The organism is Phyllobacterium ifriqiyense, assembly GCF_030817885.1.
In the GTDB taxonomy this organism is placed as follows: domain Bacteria; phylum Pseudomonadota; class Alphaproteobacteria; order Rhizobiales; family Rhizobiaceae; genus Phyllobacterium; species Phyllobacterium ifriqiyense.
On record NZ_JAUSZT010000001.1, the window covers coordinates 316,966 to 339,153 of the forward strand.

A 22,188-nucleotide genomic window follows, 5' to 3' on the forward strand; every position below is an offset into this window, starting at 1 on the left:
CCTGCACAGATATGGGAAAATTCGGGAGAAATTGCCGAAGAATCATCAAATTTTGCTGAAAATTTGCAAACTCAGCGTGTAATTTGGTTGTGCTGAGTAGTAATCAGATAATACCCCAAGCCCGGTAGCGCCCCCGGCCCGTCATTTCCCGCAGGCCGAGTTCCCCGATTAGATTGAGGGCGCCGCGCTGCGAAACCTTCAATTCCTTGGCCACCAGACCTGCGGAAATCATGGGGCGGGATAGCGCGAGATCGATCATTCCGGGCAGGCTGGATGTTGACCGCCGGTCCTTTAGTTTGCGTTCCATCTGTATTCTGGCGAGCCCCAATCGCTCTATTTCCTTGAGGTTTGCGATGCTGGCCGCCTCAACCGCTCCGAGAAATGCTGCAAGGCGGGTTGCCCGGTCTCGTGCCCGGCGGCGGTCCCGCGGCACGTTGCGGAGACCTGAATTAAACGCGGCCAAATGCGATCGTGTTTTCCCCCGTTCCCGCAACATCGCAGAAACCAGCATAGGCCCAAGCCAGTGCTGATGCTGAAGTGGCTCAATATCTTCCCATGCATCCCATAACAGCGCCGCTGCCAAAAGCGGCGGCAAATCGCGGGTCATGTCGTGCACAACCAACCATCGACCAATACGTTCATCTTCGTCCCAATCGGGATCGTAGACCAAAGGATCACCATCCGAACTTACCTCTGACGAAACAGATTTCCTCTCCAGCCTCCCCTCACCTCTCACAGACGCGGGGGCATTGGCTGGCGTCAGCAATCTATGGCTCGTCCGGTCCAGCAACGCATCGAAACGTGCAAGTTCGTCCTCAAATGCGCTCTCGGCATCTGTCTTGCTTTCGTTCAGGAATTCCGGATTGCTGACCGGCTCAGCAATTACCTCCGGCGTTACGGGATCGGTGAACCAACGTCCTCTCAGGCTTGCAAGACCCTTGGCGCTCAAAGCCCATGCCGGTGGGTTTGAAGCAATCTGCCGCCGCACGCGCAAGATGTTATGTGCCCGCGTCAGTTCGTGAGTCGGCGCCCATTATATCCATTCGGGCATCATGGAGAACGAGATCCTCCACATGCACAAGTTCACCAGCGAGCCACAATGCATTGCAGGCTTCCATGAAATGCGAGCGCGCGATCCAGCCTTCGTTCTCGCGCGTCAATCCATCTCCGTAACGACGAGAAGACTCATTCAGGTCGCTCTTGCGCGCAATCCGCTCGTCAAGACGAGCCAGAGCATCCTCGGCGGCGACAACCGGGCGAAACAGGTCATTGATGGATAAGTCGGCAGAATCATAAACCATTGTATTTATGGTAAATGATTGGACAAACAGAAGATAGTAGGGTTTTAACTTCTCTTCGCTCCGAGCCCTTTAATGCTTTAAACGACGACGACGGTCGCCTTGCCAGGTACGCGGTTATACAGATCTATTATATCCTGATTGATAAGGCGGACGCAACCCGACGACATGGATTGCCCAATCGACCACCATTCCGGTGAGCCGTGAATACGGTAGCCAGTATCCACTCCATCTTTGAAAATATATAGAGCGCGTGCTCCCAGAGGATTGTCTGGTCCCGGCTCTTGTCCGTTCTGGTATTTCACCAGCTCCGGCTTGCGCTGGATCATCTCGCGAGGCGGCGTCCAGCGCGGCCATTCTTTCTTATACTGGATATTGGCGCGGCCATTCCAAAGGAAACCGGCCTTGCCAATACCCACGCCATAACGGATTGCATCACCGCCGGGCTGGACGAGATAGAGAAAACGCTGCTGCAGATGCACGACAATAGTACCCGGTTGCTCGCCGGTAGGGTCGAGAACAACTTGCCTGCGAAATTGCGCCGGCACTTTTTGATAGGGCACAGCAGGAAGGTGATAAGGCCCCTCCTGCACCGCGGCATACATGACATCGGGAACGGTAACCGATTTGTCGATGCTGATCTGCGGGCGCACTCCACTGGTGGAGATAGGGTCGACATCCAGCTCCGGGAGACCAAACGATGTTTGGGTGCAACCCGAAGCACTGAGCGCCGCCATTGAACCAACTCCAAGCAGCAGGTGCCGCCGTGAAATGGCTGGAATAGACAAGTGGGAAGAAACTGCCTTGGGACGCTGGGACACTACCGTACTCGCTTACAAAAAGTGCAATTTCTTAAATAGTAAGGAAATGTGGTTTATAAAAAGTGAATGGATGACAGGTGCTATCGGTTGACAGCTGTCAACTCTGTTTGCAGTTTAACCTCGTTGTCAGCTGTCAACACGCGCAAGGTTTCCCTTAGCCAAAGGTTTAATTTCAATCCTACGGCAGTTGCGATAATTACGTAATGCTATTCTCGATTTCAATTTTTTTGCACCACAACCCATAATTGTTTTTATCAGTATTATACGAGTTTCATTCATGGCTTTAAAAGAATCCTCACACGCCGAAAGCTTCGACACTGACGCCCCCGACCAGCAAGTGGCTCTCGCAGATCCCCTCACCCTCGCTGAATCCTTCATGCAGGCAAATATTTCCAACCCAGTCGCAGCATCAAACATAGCAGAAGCAGCCGGTATTAATGTGAGGGCATTGCAGCGGCTTTTTCGCAAAACCTATGCCGCGACCCCAACGCAGGTCTTATTACAAAAGCGCATCGCCCTCGCCCGCGAAATGATCCTGAATGGTGAAGCTCTGTCCGTTAGACAGGTTGCGGCACAGCTGCAGTTTTCCAACCCCACGCGCTTTTCGAAATTGTACAGCAGGTTTCATGCTCAAACGCCTTCGCACGAGATACGGCAAGGTAAAGCACAGCCGAACGGCCCTGCGGAAACAAATCAATAATAGGCCGCTGACGTATCGAGAAAATCGTGTGAGTGGACAATAACTGTCTCGCGATCAATAAAGATCACGCCATACACCGGTGGCTCATGCGTCACGGCAAGCTTGTCAGGCGCGAAGCCAAGCGCCGATTGATGGTTGGTGCCACGCAATACACTCACTGGTATGCCGCGCCAACTTCCGGCAACAGGTCGATGCGCGTGTCCGGCGAAAACATGCCGAACATTCCCGTGCTCTTTCAAAAGCTCAAAAAGTTCGCCAGCTTCAATAAGGCCTATCGGGTCCAGATGAGGCATATGAATGGGGAACGGCGGATGATGGGTGAACACATAGACCGACCTGCCGCTCGCATCCTGCAACTGTTGTTTCAGCCAAGCGAGGCGTGTGCCATCCAGCCGGCCTTCCACCCTTCCCATCTCCAGAGTATCAAGCAGAATAAACCGGCCCTCATCAGTATCGACCACCCTATGAACAAAGCCATCTTCCGGGACGATAGACGGGAAAACTCTCAAGAATACGTCGCGATTATCGTGATTGCCCAACATCAGGTGATAAGGAATGACGAGTTTGTTCAGCTCTGTTGCAAGCAGCTGATAGGTTTCTTCATCGCCCGTATCGCTTAGGTCTCCGGTGAAAATTACCATATCTGCATCGGCGTGATGTTCGTTGATATTTTCAATACATCTTTGAAGCCGATCAAGCGGGTCCAACCCGCAAAGGAGTTTACCCGGCTGGACGAGGTGCAGGTCGGTCACTTGAATGATCTTCATCGCTGTTGCTGTCCCGGGTTTTACGAGCGGTTGGCGGGCAGGCGCGTGCTGCCCCGCAGGATAAGACTTGTGGCCAGCCGCTCATGCGCAGGCGGGCGAGCAGGGTCTGCTTCACGTTTCTCCAGCAGTGAAACAGCATGCTGCGCCATGATGGCGGCATCCTGCCGGAATGTCGTAAGGTTATATGCATCCCAGGAGGCTTCAGGAATGTCGTCAAAGCCGATAACCGAGACGTCTTCCGGAATGGAAAGCGTCGTGTTGTGGCGGATGTAATCAATCAATCCGAATGCCACGAGGTCATTCACGCAGAACACGGCGTCAGGCCGCGTACTTCCACCAAAAAGCTTTCGTGCTGCGGCCTGCCCGCCTTGATAGTCTGAATTGGTGCCTTCTCCGGACAAAACAGTAGCGCCGTTTTTTTCCGCCTCGTCCCGAAACCCGAACTCTCTTTCGATTGTCGTGGGCGTACGCACCACCGTGGCCGCGAAAGCCAAGTTCTTAAGGCCGTTATCCAGAAAGAAACGAGCCGCTGCGCGTCCGGCACCTTCATTATCGATATTAACATCGTCGGCACCCGTTTCCGATCGCCCGAGTACGATAAGCGGCTGGCCATTGCGGCTGGCCAGTTCAACGAAAGAAGAGGGCGGGGATCCTGATAGTATGATGGTCGCCTCGGCGCGATACCCGAACAGGGTCTTTTGCGCCGCCGTCAGTTCTTCCTCCGTGCGGCCGGTATTGATGACGATAGGAACGCTGCCGCGATGGATCAAGGCTTTGGTCAGTGCAGCAACGAGATGGGAACGGTAACCCAATTCAGGATTGGTTACGACAAGGCCCACAAGACGGCTTTTACGGGCCAAAAGGCCGCGCGCCAAATCATTGACCTGATAGCCAAGAGCCTCCGCAGCTTCCAGAATCTTTTCGCGCTTCTTGGCGGAAACACTGGCTCCCGGTGTGAACGCGCGCGATACGGCAGAACGTGAAACACCAGCGCGTTTGGCCACTTGCAGGGCACTGACATATTGGTTGCTTTCCTTGTCGAAGGTTTTCTTCTTGGATGTCATTTTCAATGTCCAACTTTCGAAAGCACGTCGGCGCGCAAGAATCGCTCTACCACCAGCATGAAACCTATCGATGGTATGAGCAACAGCAAGGCTGTTATGGATGCAATCTGATAATTTCCACCCGAGCTCGCAGTATAAAGCAAAAGCGGGAGGGTATTAACATCAGGCGCGCCAACAAAATAGCTGCCGGTAAACTCATCCAGGGATTCAAGAAATACAAAGATTGCGCTTGCTAAAAGCCCCGGCGCGGCGAGGGGGAGGGTGATGTCGCGAAAGGCCCGGAATGGTCCAGCGCCGATGGATCGTGCCGCTTCTTCAAGGTCAATCTGAACCGCTGAGAATGCAGCCGTCGCAATCCAGACCGCGTAGACGAGCCCATGTGTGACATGGACCATCACCACACCGGCAATAGTGCCGTTCAGCCCGATCTGATAGAAAAACCGCGCAATATTTACATAGACCGGAAGGTTGGGGAATGCCTGAGGAATAAGGAAAGCAAGCAGGATAAGACCGCGGAAGGGCAGTTTCAGGCGCGACAGGGCATAGCCAGCCGGAATGGCCAAGGCCAGCGACGCGACAACTGTGAGGGAAGCCACGACTATGCTTGTCGCCAGAGAACCCATAGCATTGCCGCGCGGCGAGAATACGCGCTCCCAAAAGCTGAAACCGTACTCCAGCGGCAGCATGTGAGGGAAGTACCATTTCTCGGCAACGGTCCAAAGCAGTAGATTGGTCAGAGGGCCAAAAATGATGAAAGCCAGAAGGCCCAAAATAACAGCACGCGGCAGCCACCAGAAATCAAAGCGCATCATCATGAACGCTCCTTCATCGTCTGCCTCAGATATATCAGAGCGACGCCTGTAGTCAGGATCAGCGATATCATGCCCAGCGCGTTAGCCACGCCATAGTCACCATGGGCATTGATCCGGAAAGCAATATCGGCGGTTAGCATGGTTGGTGATTGCGCATTGATCATCAAGGGCACCGATAGGACCGACATCATGGTGACGAAGGAAAGGATCAGACCCACCAGAAGCGTTCCGGCAATCTGGGGAAGAACGATTTCAATCAATATGCGAAGGCGCGACGCACCAAGATTGCGCGCTGCCTCGATGGTGCTTCGATCCAATGAAGCCATGGCGCCAGCCACAAGTAACGTAACGAAAGGTGTCTGTTTCCAAACAAAGGCAATGACAATCCCGCGCCAATCGAGGAAACCAATCGTTTGTAACGGGGTCAGGATGCCGAGGCTGACTAGGATATTGTTCATCAGGCCGTTCTTGGCGAGAAAGGTCCGCAATATTTGCCCAACTACAATGAATGGAATGAACATGGGCCAGCGATAAAGCCAGCGCAAAATCGCGACAGCGCGCGGGTTTTCCCCAAGCGTCAGATATCCGCCGATTGCTATTGAAAACAGGCCGATTAAAGCCGTTGAAACGGTGACGATGACCACCGTGAAAATCATATCGCTGGAGTAAAGCTCGAAAGATTTGCGGAAATTACCCAGTCCCCAGGCATCGCCCACTTCGAATGCACCGAGAATGGATGCAATCAGCGGCACGATGAAGAACAGCACTATCATCACCAGCGCTGGCAGGACGAGAAGTATGGCGAGGAGGTTTTTCCGCATGGATATTACCTGCACAGGAAAGGGGAGGGGCCTTCGCAAGCGAAAGCCCCTGCTTCAAAAATTAGTTTGCTACGTTCTTCTCATAGGCTTCCAAAATCGCCGAATTATAGGGAGCGATCGGGAAAGGCTTGGCTTTGGTTGCAAGATCCTCCGGTGAGATATCGACAAAGAGCTTGTCCCAGCTGGCCTTGTCCAGCTCCGGCTGTACAAACTTGGCATCAATGCCCGGATACCAGTTGAAGCGCTTGACAATGCCTTCAGCCTGAACTTTCGGGCTGGTTGCCAGCGCAACGAACTTTTCGGCCAGTTCAGTGTTCGGGCTTTTTGCCGGAATGACATAATGCATTGGCTGGCCCGGCATGCCGGGTGCAGGCAGGAAGAGCTTCATTTCCGGCGGCAGTTTGCCATCAGCCTGCCAGGAATAGAACATATCCACCCATACCGGGCCCATGGCTATTTCACCCCGGCTCAGCATGTCCAAAGTGCCGGCATTGCCCGGCGTAAGGGTCGCGTTCGTCGTGAAATCCTTCAGGCCGGCAAATGCCTTGTCCCATTTCTTGGTTTCGGCTTCATCGAACGGACCATTCATCAATTTGGCCGCATCGCCATCGCCAAACGCATAGATCCAGCCCATGACGAAGCTGACGCCGGAAGCGCCACCCTTGATTCCATTATAGCCGAACTGTTTGGGATTTTCCTTTGCCCAGCTCACCAGCTCTTCATAGCTCTTTGGCGGTGTCGGTATGAGCGCAGGATTATAGGCGATTGCCGTCTGGCTGGAGAACATGGGCATGACATAGCCATCGACATTCGAGCCAAGCGCCATCTTGGCTTTTTCACTTGTCACCATCTCGCCCGATGCGATCTTCGAGCGATAGGATTCCAGATAGCCGTTCTTTACCATTGGACCAGCGAATTTTTCGTGGACAACTGCAACATCTGCGTCCCACTTTTCGACGTTGGCTTTGGATTGCGCGTCGAAACGTTCCACGATTTTCTGCGACCCGGCATCGCCCGGACCCGTGCCCACGACCCTGACTGTCGTTCCAGGGTTTTCCTTTTCAAAGAGGGGGCCAAGATAGTCATTTATATAGTCGACCATGTTCTGATCGCCTGCGGTCAAAACAGTCAGATCAGCAGCGGCAGCTGGGCCTGTGACAAGTCCCAGAATGAGAGAAGCCTGTAGAAGCGTTTTCATATGTAACTCCCTGAGCAAGATTGTTAATTTTAGTGGTATAAGGCGCAGCAGAAGCTAAGCGTAGTTTCGCTTCGCTTCTATGTTATTTTCGCCGTATTTGTTGAGGTATTGAAGATAAAGAGCGAGTCCGCCGGTATTTGCACTTTCACCGTTTCACCCTGATTGTACGGCGCGTCGGCATCGACGAGTATTTCGCGGTCTCCAAGGCGCACAGCATGACGCCAATGGCCACCGGGATAACTTACACTTGCGATCTGCCCCCGCAATTCGAGATGACCGGTGCCCTGCATCGCAACGTCTTGAACACGCGCAAGTCGCGCAGCTTCCGCGCGAAAACGCAATTCCACAGGACCGGTGGACAATGGGCGGCCGGAGCGTGATGTAATCGAGGTCTGGTTATACTCGCCTTCAGCTAGCTCAATCAGATCGCCTTGCACGCGCACCTGCATCGGCAGAAGATTCTCGGCACCCATGAAGGCGGCAACGAAAGGCGAGGCCGGTTTGTTATAAACTTCCTCTGGTGGTCCCTGTTGTTCGATCCGCCCCGCATTCATAATGACGATGCGGTCGGCCATGACCATCGCTTCTTCCCGGTCATGGGTGACATGAACAGCCGTGATGCCAAGGCGCTTTTGCAAGACGCGAATTTCATGGCGAACAGTCAGGCGAATGCGCGCATCGAGATTGGAGAGAGGCTCGTCAAGCAGGAGAATTTCCGGGTCAATTGCCAAAGCTCTGCCAAGGGCGACGCGCTGACGCTGTCCACCCGAAAGCTGGCCGGGCTTGCGGTTACCGAGGCCAGAGAGCCCGAGCAGTTCCTGCATCTCGGCAACGCGGCTATTGATGGTTTCGCGCGAGTGCTTTTGGAGCTTCAGGCCGTAGCCAATATTCTGCGCAACAGTCATGTGAGGCCACAGCGCATAGGACTGGAACACGAGTGCCATGCCGCGCTTGTCGGGCGGCAGTTCCGTTACATTCCGACCGGCAACTTCGATCCGCCCGGAAAACGGCTTTGCGAAACCGGCAATCGTGCGCAGCAAAGTTGTTTTGCCACAGCCTGAAGAGCCAAGGAGAGCAACAAACTCCCCCTTGGCAATGTCCAGATCAAGATTGTCCAGAACAGTCGTCGGCCCATAGCCAACACTCATTCCAGCCACTTTAAGGAAAGCCTGCCCGTTCATTTTCATCCCCTATTGCACAGCTGCGCAATTTTTTCTTTGTACTGTCTGTTTATAACAGCGGGATGACAAGCGAAATTTTTTGTCCCGCTAAAAAGGTGCGAGAACCGGCACGCTTAAGACCGATTAATTACCCTTCGGGCTGAAATGCGCGACGAGGCGATAGCTGTCGCCGGGATAATACATGCGCACGGCAGTGATCGGCTGCGTCCCGCGCCAGGTCGAACGTTCGACCTGCAAGCAGGCAGCGCCTTCCTTGATTCCCAAATGGGCGGACAAGACCGCATCGGCATTCAATGCGTTTATGCGGTTCTCCGCTTCAGACCACGGCACATGCTCGCGCAGCCAGGTGCCGGGCGGGACATTTTCAAAAGCAATGTCGCTGGCATTGGGTACGCTTACCAGATCAATAAGACGATCTTCAAAGGCATGCACGCGGCGGCCGGCCAAATGCCGGCACAGCACTGCCAGAACGGGGCGAGGGGTCTGCACATCAAGACGCTTCATATCCGCTGCCGTGCTGGTCCTTTGACGACGCGAGACAACCTCCAGCCGATAGACTTGACCGATAGCCTCAACCTCAGCCTTCACATCTGAAATCTCGATGACGGCAGATTGGACAAGTGGCTGTGAAACAAAACTGCCCGCACGACGACGACGCTCGATCAGTCCTGAAGCGGCAAGCGCCACAAGCGCCTTGTTTACAGTCATGCGTGCGCAACCGTAAGTATCCATCAGTTCACGCTCTATCGGAATGCGATATCCCGGCGCCCATTCCCCTGAAAGTATGCGCCGCTCAATATCGCTGCGGATACGTGCAGACAGCTGGCCTTTGGATTGGTCAGGGTCAACAGGTGAGGGGAGGGTGGCTTTGTTCAAATTGGCCTCGTCAACGAACTGGGCGCAAGGCGAATAATCAAGATAACCGCAGAGCCCCCAACAGCAATCGTGGCCATACCATCTGCTTCGCCGACAAACAACGCATCATGTTTCGTGAGGACCGATCGATCCGCCAGTTCGAGCGTTCCCTCGACGCAAAAAATGATGCTGCTGCCGGAACCAGTTCTTACAATGCAGGGTTCTTTGACTGTCAATCGCTCCACCGTCGCATGCCATTGACCTCGGCGGGTCATGACATTGAGATCAGTGATGGTGCCGGAGACCAGTGTTGCAGATGTTTCGGCATCGCCGGGAAAGGCAAAGGGCTCGGAGGCAGTTGTCAGGCGAATGGGCTCCATTCCCGCCACATCGAGATTCATACCTTCTCCGTCCAAAACCGTAAGGATGCGATCAATATTCTCGAAGGAGGAGAATGGTCCATCGGAGGCAACTGTCGCCATGCTGACGCGCCAATGAAACTCGCCAACACCTGCCCCGGCGGGGGCTACGGCAATCTCCGTCGTGACACCGCCGCCGTTTTTCCAGGGCATCTGTTTGTGATCACTGGCGCGCAATATATGCATCAGCCCAATATGCCCGGCAGGTTGAGACCTTTTTCTTTGGCGCAATCCAGCGCTATCTCATAGCCCGCATCCGCGTGACGCATAACACCGGTCGCCGGATCATTCCACAGAACCCGCTTGATGCGCTCCGCAGCGTCGTCCGTACCATCACAGCAGATCACCATGCCGGAATGTTGCGAGAAGCCCATGCCCACACCGCCGCCATGATGCAGCGACACCCATGTTGCACCCGATGCAGTGTTCAGAAGCGCGTTCAACAGAGGCCAGTCCGATACGGCATCCGAGCCATCTTTCATCGCTTCCGTTTCCCGATTGGGAGAAGCAACGGAACCGGAATCAAGATGATCACGACCGATAACAATTGGCGCTTTCAATTCACCGGTGCGAACCATTTCGTTGAACGCGAGACCCAGTCGGTCGCGATCGCCCAAACCCACCCAGCAGATGCGTGCTGGCAGACCTTGGAAAGCAATGCGGTCACGCGCCATGTCGAGCCAATTGTGCAGATGCGTATTGCCGGGCGTCAGTTCCTTGACCTTGGCATCGGTCTTGTAAATATCTTCCGGATCACCGGAAAGCGCAGCCCAACGGAACGGGCCGACACCACGGCAGAACAAGGGGCGAATATAGGCAGGCACAAAGCCAGGGAATGCGAAAGCATTTTCCAAACCTTCATCCTTGGCCACCTGACGAATATTATTGCCATAGTCGAGCGTTGGAATGCCCTGTTCCCAGAAAGCAATCATCGCTTCGACATGCTCACGCATTGAGGCGCGTGCGGCTTTCTCGACAGCTTTCGGGTCGCTCTCGCGCTTGGCCCGCCATTCGGCCATGGTCCAGCCCTTGGGAAGATAGCCATTGATCGGATCATGCGCCGAGGTCTGGTCGGTCACAATGTCCGGGCGGACGCCACGACGAACCAGCTCCGGCAATATTTCCGCGGCATTGCCAAGAAGGCCAACCGATTTTGCTTCACCCGCCTTGGTCCAGCGGTCAATCATTTCGAGCGCTTCATCCAGCGTTTCAGCTTTCGCATCGACATAGCGGGTGCGTAGACGGAAATCGATTGAGTCCGGATTGCACTCGACAGCGAGACAGCAGGCGCCTGCCATGACAGCAGCAAGCGGCTGTGCGCCACCCATGCCGCCCAGACCGCCGGTCAATATCCATTTGCCCTTGAGGCTACCGCCATAATGCTGACGACCGGCTTCGACGAAGGTTTCATAGGTGCCCTGAACGATACCTTGTGTACCGATATAAATCCATGAACCGGCAGTCATCTGGCCATACATGGCCAAACCCTTCTTATCCAGTTCGTTGAAATGATCCCAGGTCGCCCAATGCGGCACGAGATTGGAGTTTGCAATCAGAACGCGTGGTGCATTTGAATGGGTCTTGAACACGCCGACAGGCTTGCCGGATTGCACCAGCAATGTCTCATCTTCGTTCAGCGTTTTCAGCGTGGCGACAATCTTGTCAAAATCATCCCATGTGCGGGCGGCGCGGCCTATGCCGCCATAGACAACCAGCTCATTCGGGTTCTCTGCAACATCGGGATCGAGATTGTTCATCAACATGCGCAAGGGCGCTTCGGTCATCCACGATTTTGCATTGAGTTCATTGCCGCGAGGGCTGCGGATTTCGCGGATATTATGCCTTGGATTGTTCATATCTGCTTCCCAGTTTGATTGCAGTCTGTTCAAGAATTTCGAGAATGTCTTTGAGATGCTTGCGTAGCTTTTCCGCCTTGGCCTCATCATAGTCGAAAGGAGGGGCCTCGGTCGTTAGATGGGAAGATTGCGTCAGCTCCATCTGTATGGCGTGGATGTTTTTCTCCGGCTGACCATAGTGCCGGGTTGTCCAGCCGCCCTTGAAACGTCCATTGATGACCGCGTCATATCCGGAAGCGGCAAAGGCAATACGCCCCACTGCCGAAGCAATTTCCGGTGAACAGCTTTTGCCCTCATTTGTACCAATGTTGAAATCCGGCAATTTGCCCTGAAACAGAAAGGGGATGTGCGAGCGTATGGAATGGCAATCGTAGAGGATACACAGTCCATGCATGTCATGAACCCGTTTGATTTCCGCTGACAAAGCATCGTGATAGGGACGATGAAAAGCCTCCAGCCTCAGCTTGATATCGGCGGGCGTGGGTTGCTGTTTGTCGCGCCAGATCGGCTTGCCGTCAAAGTCTGTTTCCGGAACCAGTGTCGTTGTATTCTGGCCGGGATAAAGACTGTTTCCATCGGGGTCGCGATTGGCATCGATGACATATCGATGGAATGTTGCACGCACCGTAGTTACGTTTGGCAGCAGGCCATCATAGAGTTGATCAATGTGCCAATCCGTATCCGCCAGCATCTGGCCATTCTCGTTGAGACGCGCATGGATATCGGCCGGAACTTGCGTACCCGTATGCGGAAAACCGAGAATAATTGGAGATGTACCTTGTTTTACTTCAACAGCGCTCATTGACCGATCCTCACAAGCTTGTATCGAGCAGCGGCAGGATGTCGGGTGAGATGGCAGCGTTCAGCTTGCCGGAAGCAACCACCTCTGAAACAGCCTTCAGATCAGGAGCCATATAGCGATCCTCCTCCAATGTAGGCACCGCTGCTCGAATAACGCCATGAGCGCGCGTGAGTTCCGGGCTGGTCTGCAGCGGTGCACGCAGGTCAATTCCTTGTGCCGCAGTCAAAGCTTCAATACCAATGATCGAGAAAAGATTATCTGTCATCTGCAAGAGACGGCGCGCACCATGACAGGCCATCGAAACATGGTCTTCCTGATTGGCCGATGTGGGTGTCGAGTCGACAGAGGCCGGATGCGACATCTGCTTGTTCTCAGACATCAAGGCGGCTGACGTTACTTCAGCAATCATCAGTCCTGAATTTAGTCCCGGCTTGCGAGCCAGGAATGCCGGCAAGCCATAGCTCAAGGTCGGATCGACCAGCAAGGCAATGCGGCGCTGGGCTATCGATCCAATTTCGCAGATGGCGAGCGCAATCTGATCGGCGGCAAAAGCCACGGGTTCGGCATGAAAATTACCGCCCGAAACCACCGAGCCATCGCTCAAGACCAGCGGATTGTCTGTCACCGCATTGGCTTCGATTTCCAGGGTGCGCGCCGCCATTCGGAGCAGATCAAGACATGCCCCGTCAACCTGTGGTTGACAGCGGATGCAATAAGGATCCTGTACCCGCTCATCGCCCTCAATGTGGCTCTCGCGAATAGGAGAGTTTTCAAGCAGGCGCCGCAATGCAGCACCTGTATCGATCTGGCCGCGATGGCCCCGAAGCGAATGTATGTCCGCATGGAAAGGAGCCGATGAGCCCATCGCCGCATCTGTCGACAATGCACCTGTAACCAATGCCGACTGGCCAGCGCGATGGGCGCGAAACAGCCCAGCCAATGCCAGTGCAGTGGAAACTTGTGTGCCGTTGATAAGCGCAAGCCCTTCCTTGGCCGCAAGCACGACGGGCCTCAGACCCGCCTTGGCAAGACCATCTCCGGCAGGCATTTGCGCGCCATCGAAAACGACATCGCCTTCGCCGATCATCGCCGCAGCCATATGTGCCAAAGGAGCAAGGTCACCGGAAGCGCCAACTGAACCCTTTTCCGGAATGACCGGAATAACGCCCTTTTCCAGCATTGCCTCAATGAGCGTGATCAGCTCGAAACGCACCCCGGAAGCGCCACGGCCCAACGATATCAGCTTCAGAGCCATGATCAGGCGGACGATATTTTCCGGCAAGGCATTGCCGACACCGCAGCAATGCGAAAGAATGAGATTGCGTTGCAGCGTTCCAACATCGGCAGCATCGATCTTGATCGAAGCCAGCTTTCCGAAGCCGGTATTGATCCCATAAACAGGAGCATTGCCAGCGGCAATTTCGGCAATACGCCGTGCGGCGGCTTCAATCCCCGCATGGTATGACGGGTCCAGCCTGACGGGCGCTCCTTGCCAGTAAATCGTCTCAAGCGTGCTGAGCGAAACACTGCCCGGATGAAGTATAATGGTCATCGAGTAATCCTTTGTCCGCGGAAAATGCGCATGTGGAGAGGGTTGAACCCTATACGGTAGACAAGCTCAGCCGGGCTCGTCGCATTCCAGACCGCGAAGTCGGCTGATTTACCCGCTTCGATCGTGCCCGTGTCATTCAATATGCCAAGCGCACGCGCCGCCTCGCGCGTTGCACCCGAAAGCGCCTCGTCAACTGTCAGGCGGAAAAGCGTGCAAGCCATGTTCATCGTCAAAAGCAGCGAAGTGAGCGGTGAGGTACCCGGATTGCAATCGGTTGCCACGGCAATGTGAACGCCTGCCTCTCGGAGCAACTGGACGGGCGGAGCCTGTTCTTCGCGTAGAGTATAAAAAGCGCCCGGCAGCAAAACAGCAACTGTTCCAGCCGCTGCCATGGCTTTCGCACCCTCTTCATCAAGATATTCGAGATGGTCGGCGGAAAGCGCGCCGTAAGATGCCGCAAGCTTGGCACCGCCGAGATTGGAAAGTTGTTCTGCATGAAGCTTGACGGGAAGGCCGAGAGATTTTGCCTTGTCAAACACACGGGCGATCTGCGCTGGAGAAAAAGCAATGCCCTCGCAAAATCCGTCGACCGCATCGACCAGCTTTTCCGCATGAGCAGCTTCCAACCCGGGTAGCACGACCTCAGAAATATAATCATCGGCGCGGCCACGATATTCAAACGGCACCGCATGGGCAGCAAGATAACTGGTATAAATCCGCACCGGCCGCATGGTCGCCAATCGCCGCGCAACGCGCAGCATTTTCAGCTCGGCTTCAATATTCAGCCCATAGCCCGATTTGATTTCGATGGTTGAAATGCCCTCTGCCAGCAGCGTATCCAGGCGCGGCAGGCTTTGCGCGATCAGTTCATCTTCGCTCAACGCATTGGTTGCCTTGACGGATGAAACAATTCCACCGCCAGCGCGGGCAACGTCTTCGTAGCTTGCCCCTTCGAGCCGCATTTCGAATTCCCGCGCGCGGTTGCCGCCATAGACAAGATGCGTGTGACAATCGATCAGAGATGGCGTCACCAATCTGCCTTCAAGGTCATGGGATGTGGCCGCTTGCGCTTCCACCGGAAGGTCTTTTTCCGCGCCCGCAAAAACAACACGCCCATTCTTTACGAGGATCGCCGCTTGATCAATGATAGCGGTTGCATCGCGCTGGCAGGTAAGCAGGCGCATATTGCGCCACACTTCCACATCTGCATGCCGAGCTTCACTTTCGTCTGAAATTATATTTCCGCCCATGAGCTTTACGCCTTTTCATCTCCTGCTAATATGTATAGACATAATTGAGATCAACGCAAACGGTTTTTCTGTCGCTTCGGGAGGCTTCACCATTGACGCATATATTTGCACAGGCAGCATTGACGACTTCCGGCTGGCAACAGAACGTCCGCATAAGTTTTGACAGCACTGGCATTACCGCTATGCAGCCGGACAGCGCTCCGCTTCCCGACGATGAGCGCCATTCGATCATTCTCCCCGGCATGCCAAATCTTCACAGCCACGCATTTCAGCGCGGCATGGCAGGACTTGCAGAAAGCCGCGGTCCTGGTGCCGATAGTTTTTGGAGCTGGCGCAATGTCATGTATCGCTTTGCTCTGACAATGACGCCCGAGCAGATGGAAGCAGTCGCAGCGCAGCTATATATGGAAATGCTGGAGGCGGGTTTTACACGTGTCGGCGAGTTCCATTACCTCCACCACGATATTGACGGGCGGCAATATGCAAATATTGCCGAGATGGGTGAGCGGATTGCAGCCGCTGCAAACGTGACGGGGATAGGACTTACCCTACTGCCTGTTTTCTACGCGCATTCCACGTTCGGCGGCGCTGCCCCCTCAGAGGGACAGCGCCGGTTCATCAACACGCTGGACGCTTATGAAAAGCTTCATGCCGGATGCCAGCAGGCAGTCAAGGACTTGCCCGATGCGAAAGTCGGCGTAGCGCCCCATAGTCTGCGAGCAGTGACGCCGGATGAACTGGAAGCCGTGACGGCCATCGCCGGAAAAAATCCGAAACATATCCATGTCGCCGAGCAAATAAAGGAAGTTGACGATTGCATCGCCTGGTCGGGTGCGCGTCCCGTCGAATGGCTGCTCCAAAATGCTGATCTGGACAAAAGCTGGTGTCTTATACACGCGACACATATGACAGATGACGAGACGCAGTCCATGGCTCGCAGCGGCGCGATTGCCGGTCTCTGCCCGATCACGGAAGCCAATCTGGGTGACGGAACATTTTCAGCACAATTATTCACGCAAGCGGGCGGTGGCTTCGGCATCGGTTCGGACTCAAATGTTCTGATAGGAATTGGCGACGAGCTGCGTCAGCTAGAGTATTCGCAGCGTCTGGCGCATCGCTCGCGCAACGTGCTCGCACCAGCGGGCGGATCGACAGGCAGGGCGCTGTTCGACCACGCTGTCAGCGGCGGTGGCACTGCCCTCGGGGTCGAGACAGGCCTTGCCGTTGGCAAACCCGCGGATTTCATCAGCATCCAGCTCCAGACGCCGGATCTGTTTTCCGGTGACGTTGCGTTGGATTCATGGATTTTTGCCAATGGTGCCAAAGTAGATTCGACTTGGGTAACGGGCATCAAGCAGGTTGATCACGGCCGCCACCGGCTTCGCGATCAGATCGAACATAAGTTCGGCGAAGTCATGAAAGAACTCATTTCGGCAAATCCGTAAAAGATATGCCTGCGGCCACTCCGTTTAGAACTTATGCCCTTCGCTCATCGCTCCGGGCAAACGTGGTCAGGCCCCGACTATTGCGTTTGCTGAGGAACCCGTTGAAAAGTACCAAGCCGGCTGTTTTCCTCATGATGATCCTGTTTGATGGACGGTTTTGGAAGTGGTTGCTTTAGCCAGCAGAGGCAGCAGAGCCGCCGACTATTGGGCATTGACCTATTCTTGAATCCCTTTTCGGATCCCGATGGGAGCTTTTTCCGAAACTGTTTGCGCCGCGTTTTGCACCAGCGGACCGAAGCTGTCACTGAAGCTTTCGGCCGTCCACTCTTGCAGACTTCCCGCGACGTGGATTGCGCCAATAGGAGCACCGCTCGAATCTCGTATCGGAGCGCCGATTGCCACTTCATGATTTAACAACTGCCTGCATAATACGGAATGCCCCCGCTCACGCGTGGCGTGGACATGCACCATAACTTCATCAAGAGTGCGGATGGTGTGACGGGTAAAAGGTGTCAAATCCGAGCGTTTCACAATGTCGGCGACCTTCTCGTCAGGGAGGAGCGATAGGATGGCAATGCCGCCCGCCGTGCAGTAAGTCGGAACCGCATGTCCAACAATGGTCGCGCTGAAGATTTCATGCTTTGAGGGCATGCGCAAAGCATAGACGACGCGCACATCGTCAAAGAGCGAAAGATCGACACGCTCACGGACACGGCGGCGTAGCTCCAACATGACGGGATTTGCGCGCTGGAGCATTGGGTTAAGTCGCAACAAATCGTGCGTCATGTCGAGCACACGCAGACCGGGCAGGTAGCCGCGATCCTCAGGGTCGCGGGTGAGCATACCCAGCTTCAAGAGTGAGTGAACGATCCGTTGCGCAGCGCTGCGATCCACACCAGCAGCTGTCGCAACCTGACTGAGCGATAACGGATGACGCGCGCTCTGAAATGCTGACATGACAGCGACCGTTCTTGCGACCGAACGCATAAACAACGGATCGTCCTTGTAAGCTTCTCCTTCATCAGGGTCGAAACTGGATATGCCGCGAAGATCTCGAAATGTGGTCATGAAAAATCTCTAATCGACATTGGAGGATTGACAAGCATCAAAATTGGTTCCTATCATAAAAAACAATATAGATGTATCGCTGAGAGATACACACATCAGCCCGAGGGGGCAAATCAAAAATGGGAGTATGCTCGTGTCAAAACGCGTGGCTGTCGCTGGCTTTTTGCATGAAACAAATACGTTTGCTGCGGCGCCGGCAACCATGGCAGCATTTGTTCAGGGTGGCGGATACATCCCCATCTCCCGTGGAAACGCGATTTTCGAGAATGCGCAGAATGTTAACCTCGGTATTGTCGGGGCATTGAACTTTGCGCAACAGGCCGGCTGGGAAATCGTGCCCATCCTGTGGGCAGGGGCAATCCCCTCCGCGCCGGTGACCAAAGACGCCTATGAAACAATCGTTTCCGAGATTGTCGAAGGGCTGCGCAATTGCGGGCCTCTGGATGGCATTTTTATCGATCTGCATGGCGCAATGGTTGCTGAGCACGTGGATGACGGCGAAGGCGAGCTTCTTGAACGGGTTCGTTCCATCCGCCCATCGGAACCGATTGCCGTCGCATTAGACCTGCATGGAAATATTACGCGGCGTATGTTCGACCTTTCGGATGTCATGGTCGGTTTTCGTACTTACCCGCACGTCGATATGGCCGAAACCGGTTATCGGTCGGCACAGGCTTTGCAGGCATTGATGGACAGGCCTGATGGCTGGCAGAAGGCGATGCGACAGGGCGATTATCTGATCCCGATTGCATGGCAGTGCACGCAGGAAGAACCCGCAAAAGGCCTATATGGCATGACGGTCGATCTGCCAGAGAATGTGCTGACGGCCTCGCTCTTCATGGGCTTCCCCGCTGCTGACTTTGCCGAATGCGGGCCTTCGGTCTTCGCCTATGGTTGGGACAAGCAGGCGGTAGATGCGTGCGCCGATAATATCATGACGGCTCTTTCGGCGGCTGAATCCTCTTTTGTCGGCACAGCCTATCAGCCAAAGGAGGGGATTGAAAAGGCGATTGAGCTGGCTCGGAGCGCCGTTCGCCCGGTCGTCATTGCGGATACTCAAGACAATCCCGGAGCGGGTGGCAGTTCGGATACGACGGGGATGCTTCGCGCACTTGTTGCCAGTGGCGCCGAACGTGCAGCCATTGGATGTATCCACGATCCGGAAGCCGCAAGGCTTGCGCATCAAGCAGGCGAGGAGGCTGAGATCGAGATTTCGCTTGGCGGCAAATCAGGGATCGAGAACGACGAGCCGTTCAAAGCCCGGTTCACCGTCGAGAAACTCTCTGACGGCAAGGTCCATGCAACAGGTCCCTATTATGGTGGCACATGGTTGGATATGGGTCCATCTGCCTGCCTTCGACTTGGCGGGACGCGTATCGTTGTTACGACCAATCTTGCCCAAATGGCAGATCGTGAACTTTATCGCATGGTTGGGATTCAACCAGAACAGGAAGCCATCCTCGTTAATAAAAGCTCCGTCCATTTTCGAGCCGACTTCGCACCAATCGCGGAAAAGCTTCTTGTCTGCATTGCCCCCGGTGCGATGCCGCTCAGCCCGGCGCAATTGCCGTGGAAGCGCTTGCGGGCGGGCATAAGGCTTGAGCCGCTCGGACAGGAATTCAACTAGAACAATAAGAACAACCTCCAGAGGAACTAAGTAGATGAAGTTTATCAGTTTTCACCAACCTAGCCCGACCCTTCGTAAACTAAAATATGGAATTGCAGCCTCACTGATCGCGCTTGGTACAAGCGCTGCATGGGCGGAAACAACGCTTACCGCAGTCATGCATTCAGACCTGCGCATCCTTGATCCGATCATCACCACAGCACATATCACCCGCGATCATGCTTACATGATTTACGACGTGCTGATCGCGGTCGATGAAAACTTCAAGCCACAGCCTCAGATGGCAGAATGGACCGTTTCGGACGATCGTAAGATCTATACATTCACACTGCGCGATGGTCTTAAATTCCACGATGGTGCGCCGGTAACAGCCGCTGACGCAGTGGCCTCGCTCGAGCGTTGGGCCAAGCGCGATGCTGGCGGTCAGCTTATCATGGATATTACGGAATCCCTGAAGGCGACCGATGATAAAACGCTGGTCTGGACACTCAAGGAGCCATTTGCCCCCTTCCTTGACACGCTTTCCAAGCAGGCCGCCCTGCCTCCATTCATCATGCCCGCGCGCATCGCCGCAACGCCAGCCGATACCGCCATTACAGAGCATATTGGTTCCGGCCCATTCAAGTTTGTGCCGGCAGAGTTCCAGCCCGGCGTTGGCGTAAGCTATGTTAAAAATGAAGAGTATATACCGCGCAAGGAACCAGCCAATTGGATGGCAGGCGGTAAAGTCGTAAATGTAGACAAGGTTCGCTGGGTCACGATGACCGATGCGCAGACGGCGGTTAACGCTCTTGCAAGCGGTGAAGTAGACTACATGGAGCAGGTGCCCGTCGGGGCGCCTCAACTTCAAGCATCCACCTTTTGACAATCCGGACATTCGCCGTGCAGCTTTTCTTGCCATGTCGCAGGAACCAGTGCTTGCCGCGCTTATGGCCGATCCCAAATATTACAGGGTTTGCGGTGCTATTTTCGGCTGCGGCACGCCTAATGCCACGAATGTCGGCGCTGACAGCATTGTCGGGAAAGGCAATATTGAAGAAGCAAAAGCACTGCTCAAAAAAGCCGGTTATGATGGAAAGCCGGTCGTACTGATGCAGCCAACAGACGTTTCCAGTCTCTCTCCTCAACCGGTTGTGGCAGCACAGCAGTTGCGTGCAGCTGGATTTACTGTGGACATGCAGCCAATGGACTGGCAGACGCTTGTCGGTCGTCGGGCCTCAAAGGATGAGCCCTCAAAGGGTGGCTGGAACATCTTCTTCACAAACTGGCAGATTCCGGAAATTGCCACACCGCTAAACTCCGTCATGCTCAATGGTCGCGGCGATCAGGGCTGGTTCGGTTGGCCGAAGGACGACAAGATCGAAGCGCTTAAGAAGGAATATATTGCCGGGAAAACGCCGGAAGAGCAGAAAGCCGTTATTGAGAAAATCCAGGCCCATACGCTTGAGAACGTCCTCTATATTCCGCTTGGCGAATATAATCCGCCACAGGGCCGCCGTTCCAATGTCGTCGATATGCTCGGCTCTCCCGTCCCGGTGTTCTGGAACGTAAAAAAGACAGAAGAATAATCTGCCCGCCGCTATCGCGTTTGACGTGATGGCTCCCAATTCAATACGGAACCGGTTCGGTATCGGTTCCGTCTCTCGCGGGACGCGCATATGGCTATCTACCTTTTAAAACGTATTTTTGCTCTTGTACCGGTGTTGCTGCTGGTATCGATTTTTGTCTTCCTCCTCCTGCGACTTACGCCGGGTGATCCGGCGGCAATTCTGGCAGGCGATGCCGCCACAAGCGAACAACTCGAACGCATTCGGGAGGCCATGGGGCTCAACAAACCCATCTTGACGCAATATTTCGTCTGGATGGGCAATATAATGCAGGGAGATCTTGGCGTTTCGCTGATATCAGGCGTTCCGGTGCTCGATCTGGTTTCGCAACGTATCGGCCCGACGATTTCCATAGCGGTTCTCACCATTATTATTGCTGTTCTCGCGGCAATTCCGATGGGTGTGATCGCAGCCTGGCGGCATCGTTCGTGGATTGATTATCTCGTCATGAGTTTTTCTGTTCTGGGCTTTTCCGTTCCAGTTTTTCTGGTTGGTTATGTGTTGCTGCTCATTTTTTCGGTCAATCTGGGTTGGCTTCCGGTTCAGGGTTTCAAACCAATTTCGTCGGGCTTTGGCAGTTTCATGGAGCGAGCCATATTGCCCGCACTGACACTGGCTTCGATCTATATCGCGCTCATCGCCCGCATGACCCGCGCAGCTATGTTGGATGTTTTGGGCGAGGATTACATTCGCACCGCACGGGCAAAAGGCGTTAGTGATCGTCGTCTCCTGTTCGTACATGCTTTGAAGAATGCAGCTGTGCCGGTCGTCACCATTATTGGCACCGGGTTCGCGCTACTCATTTCGGGCGTCGTGGTCACGGAAAGCATTTTCAATATACCCGGTATCGGACGTCTGACGGTTGATGCGGTTCTGGCGCGCGACTATCCGGTCATTCAGGCCATGATCCTTTTGACGAGCGCGCTCTACGTCTTCGTCAATCTGTTGATCGATCTTTCCTACACATTGTTTGATCCAAGGATACGCTATTGATGGCCTCTGAACCGACATCGACTGGCATGCATTGGTTGCTGCGCCTGTTCTC

The 22,188-nt window shown here is 54.5% G+C and carries 20 protein-coding genes and 1 pseudogene; 5 read left to right on the forward strand and 16 right to left on the reverse strand.

All coding sequences use genetic code 11. The annotated features are described in order from the left end of the window. Positions 1–103 precede the first annotated feature (103 nt). The 3 genes from QFZ34_RS01405 to QFZ34_RS01415 all read right to left on the reverse strand — a co-directional run bounded on the left by QFZ34_RS01405 (position 104) and on the right by QFZ34_RS01415 (position 2,035). Complete coding sequence (locus QFZ34_RS01405; RefSeq protein WP_307275994.1) at positions 104–988, reverse strand: RHE_PE00001 family protein; 885 nt, start codon at positions 986–988, stop codon at positions 104–106. A gap of 10 nt (positions 989–998) precedes the next feature. Then, positions 999–1,301 (reverse strand): hypothetical protein, encoded by a 303-nt coding sequence (locus tag QFZ34_RS01410; protein ID WP_307275854.1) that lies wholly within the window; start codon positions 1,299–1,301, stop codon positions 999–1,001. A gap of 77 nt (positions 1,302–1,378) precedes the next feature. Next, entirely contained in the window at positions 1,379–2,035 is a 657-nt protein-coding gene (locus QFZ34_RS01415) for a L,D-transpeptidase (RefSeq protein WP_162802544.1), read from the reverse strand. A gap of 361 nt (positions 2,036–2,396) precedes the next feature. Here QFZ34_RS01415 and QFZ34_RS01420 point away from each other — a divergent pair, with 361 nt between their 5' ends. Further along, positions 2,397–2,819, forward strand: a complete 423-nt coding sequence (locus QFZ34_RS01420; protein WP_307275858.1) for a helix-turn-helix domain-containing protein — start codon at positions 2,397–2,399, stop codon at positions 2,817–2,819. Here the strand turns inward: QFZ34_RS01420 and QFZ34_RS01425 are convergent. The 12 genes from QFZ34_RS01425 to hutI all read right to left on the reverse strand — a co-directional run bounded on the left by QFZ34_RS01425 (position 2,813) and on the right by hutI (position 15,396). After that, positions 2,813–3,586, reverse strand: coding sequence for a phosphodiesterase (locus QFZ34_RS01425; protein WP_307275861.1), 774 nt, complete (start codon positions 3,584–3,586; stop codon positions 2,813–2,815). The genes QFZ34_RS01420 and QFZ34_RS01425 overlap by 7 nt on opposite strands. A 20-nt stretch (positions 3,587–3,606) precedes the next feature. Next, positions 3,607–4,650, reverse strand: coding sequence for a LacI family DNA-binding transcriptional regulator (locus QFZ34_RS01430; protein WP_307275864.1), 1,044 nt, complete (start codon positions 4,648–4,650; stop codon positions 3,607–3,609). Positions 4,651–4,652: 2 nt separating this feature from the next. Then, positions 4,653–5,465 (reverse strand): ABC transporter permease, encoded by an 813-nt coding sequence (locus QFZ34_RS01435; RefSeq protein ID WP_307275866.1) that lies wholly within the window; start codon positions 5,463–5,465, stop codon positions 4,653–4,655. Further along, positions 5,462–6,283: an ABC transporter permease gene (locus QFZ34_RS01440; protein WP_307275869.1), complete on the reverse strand. Its 822-nt coding sequence runs from the start codon at positions 6,281–6,283 to the stop codon at positions 5,462–5,464. Before QFZ34_RS01440 ends, QFZ34_RS01435 begins: the two co-directional genes overlap by 4 nt. Positions 6,284–6,344: 61 nt before the next feature. Continuing rightward, on the reverse strand, positions 6,345–7,481 hold the full coding sequence (locus QFZ34_RS01445; protein WP_115053739.1) for an ABC transporter substrate-binding protein: 1,137 nt from the start codon (positions 7,479–7,481) through the stop codon (positions 6,345–6,347). Positions 7,482–7,558: 77 nt separating this feature from the next. Then, on the reverse strand, positions 7,559–8,662 hold the full coding sequence (locus tag QFZ34_RS01450) for an ABC transporter ATP-binding protein (protein WP_307275873.1): 1,104 nt from the start codon (positions 8,660–8,662) through the stop codon (positions 7,559–7,561). A 123-nt stretch (positions 8,663–8,785) separates the two neighbouring features. Next, a complete protein-coding gene (gene hutC, locus QFZ34_RS01455; protein WP_115053738.1) occupies positions 8,786–9,538 on the reverse strand; it encodes a histidine utilization transcriptional repressor HutC in 753 nt (250 codons plus the stop codon). Further along, the gene (locus QFZ34_RS01460; protein WP_307275876.1) at positions 9,535–10,122 is read right to left on the reverse strand and encodes a HutD/Ves family protein; all 588 of its coding nucleotides are present in this window, start codon (positions 10,120–10,122) and stop codon (positions 9,535–9,537) included. Before QFZ34_RS01460 ends, hutC begins: the two co-directional genes overlap by 4 nt. Further along, complete coding sequence (gene hutU, locus QFZ34_RS01465) at positions 10,122–11,792, reverse strand: urocanate hydratase (RefSeq protein ID WP_115053736.1); 1,671 nt, start codon at positions 11,790–11,792, stop codon at positions 10,122–10,124. Before hutU ends, QFZ34_RS01460 begins: the two co-directional genes overlap by 1 nt. Then, a complete protein-coding gene (gene hutG / locus QFZ34_RS01470) occupies positions 11,773–12,594 on the reverse strand; it encodes an N-formylglutamate deformylase (RefSeq protein WP_115053735.1) in 822 nt (273 codons plus the stop codon). The genes hutU and hutG overlap by 20 nt, the downstream gene beginning before the upstream one ends. Positions 12,595–12,604: 10 nt before the next feature. Continuing rightward, on the reverse strand, positions 12,605–14,146 hold the full coding sequence (hutH, locus tag QFZ34_RS01475) for a histidine ammonia-lyase (RefSeq protein ID WP_115053734.1): 1,542 nt from the start codon (positions 14,144–14,146) through the stop codon (positions 12,605–12,607). Continuing rightward, the gene (gene hutI, locus QFZ34_RS01480) at positions 14,143–15,396 is read right to left on the reverse strand and encodes an imidazolonepropionase (RefSeq protein ID WP_307275884.1); all 1,254 of its coding nucleotides are present in this window, start codon (positions 15,394–15,396) and stop codon (positions 14,143–14,145) included. The genes hutH and hutI overlap by 4 nt, the downstream gene beginning before the upstream one ends. Positions 15,397–15,488: 92 nt before the next feature. Here hutI and QFZ34_RS01485 point away from each other — a divergent pair, with 92 nt between their 5' ends. Next, positions 15,489–16,841, forward strand: coding sequence for a formimidoylglutamate deiminase (locus QFZ34_RS01485; protein WP_307275886.1), 1,353 nt, complete (start codon positions 15,489–15,491; stop codon positions 16,839–16,841). Positions 16,842–17,057: 216 nt separating this feature from the next. Here QFZ34_RS01485 and QFZ34_RS01490 read toward each other — a convergent pair whose 3' ends face one another. Beyond that, positions 17,058–17,909: an IclR family transcriptional regulator gene (locus QFZ34_RS01490; RefSeq protein ID WP_307275889.1), complete on the reverse strand. Its 852-nt coding sequence runs from the start codon at positions 17,907–17,909 to the stop codon at positions 17,058–17,060. Between the two features lie 127 nt (positions 17,910–18,036). On the opposite strand from QFZ34_RS01490, the gene QFZ34_RS01495 reads away from it, so the two are divergent. From QFZ34_RS01495 to QFZ34_RS01505, 3 genes and pseudogenes are all read left to right on the forward strand, one after another. After that, a complete protein-coding gene (locus QFZ34_RS01495) occupies positions 18,037–19,536 on the forward strand; it encodes a M81 family metallopeptidase (RefSeq protein ID WP_307275892.1) in 1,500 nt (499 codons plus the stop codon). A gap of 34 nt (positions 19,537–19,570) precedes the next feature. After that, positions 19,571–21,104, forward strand: a pseudogene (locus QFZ34_RS01500) (ABC transporter substrate-binding protein). A gap of 90 nt (positions 21,105–21,194) precedes the next feature. After that, the gene (locus QFZ34_RS01505) at positions 21,195–22,136 is read left to right on the forward strand and encodes an ABC transporter permease (RefSeq protein ID WP_115053728.1); all 942 of its coding nucleotides are present in this window, start codon (positions 21,195–21,197) and stop codon (positions 22,134–22,136) included. Positions 22,137–22,188 lie beyond the last annotated feature (52 nt).

Coding starts and splice junctions, on each gene's coding strand:
- hutH (WP_115053734.1), bottom strand. CDS start 14,146: ATGACCATTATACTTCATCCGGGCAGTGTTTCGCTCAGCACGCTTGAG.
- QFZ34_RS01445 (WP_115053739.1), bottom strand. CDS start 7,481: ATGAAAACGCTTCTACAGGCTTCTCTCATTCTGGGACTTGTCACAGGC.
- QFZ34_RS01415 (WP_162802544.1), bottom strand. CDS start 2,035: ATGGCGGCGCTCAGTGCTTCGGGTTGCACCCAAACATCGTTTGGTCTC.
- QFZ34_RS01425 (WP_307275861.1), bottom strand. CDS start 3,586: ATGAAGATCATTCAAGTGACCGACCTGCACCTCGTCCAGCCGGGTAAA.
- QFZ34_RS01420 (WP_307275858.1), top strand. CDS start 2,397: ATGGCTTTAAAAGAATCCTCACACGCCGAAAGCTTCGACACTGACGCC.
- QFZ34_RS01505 (WP_115053728.1), top strand. CDS start 21,195: ATGGCTATCTACCTTTTAAAACGTATTTTTGCTCTTGTACCGGTGTTG.
- QFZ34_RS01460 (WP_307275876.1), bottom strand. CDS start 10,122: ATGCATATATTGCGCGCCAGTGATCACAAACAGATGCCCTGGAAAAAC.
- hutG (WP_115053735.1), bottom strand. CDS start 12,594: ATGAGCGCTGTTGAAGTAAAACAAGGTACATCTCCAATTATTCTCGGT.
- QFZ34_RS01490 (WP_307275889.1), bottom strand. CDS start 17,909: ATGACCACATTTCGAGATCTTCGCGGCATATCCAGTTTCGACCCTGAT.
- QFZ34_RS01495 (WP_307275892.1), top strand. CDS start 18,037: ATGCTCGTGTCAAAACGCGTGGCTGTCGCTGGCTTTTTGCATGAAACA.
- QFZ34_RS01435 (WP_307275866.1), bottom strand. CDS start 5,465: ATGATGATGCGCTTTGATTTCTGGTGGCTGCCGCGTGCTGTTATTTTG.
- hutI (WP_307275884.1), bottom strand. CDS start 15,396: ATGGGCGGAAATATAATTTCAGACGAAAGTGAAGCTCGGCATGCAGAT.
- QFZ34_RS01410 (WP_307275854.1), bottom strand. CDS start 1,301: ATGGTTTATGATTCTGCCGACTTATCCATCAATGACCTGTTTCGCCCG.
- QFZ34_RS01430 (WP_307275864.1), bottom strand. CDS start 4,650: ATGACATCCAAGAAGAAAACCTTCGACAAGGAAAGCAACCAATATGTC.
- QFZ34_RS01450 (WP_307275873.1), bottom strand. CDS start 8,662: ATGAACGGGCAGGCTTTCCTTAAAGTGGCTGGAATGAGTGTTGGCTAT.
- hutU (WP_115053736.1), bottom strand. CDS start 11,792: ATGAACAATCCAAGGCATAATATCCGCGAAATCCGCAGCCCTCGCGGC.
- QFZ34_RS01440 (WP_307275869.1), bottom strand. CDS start 6,283: ATGCGGAAAAACCTCCTCGCCATACTTCTCGTCCTGCCAGCGCTGGTG.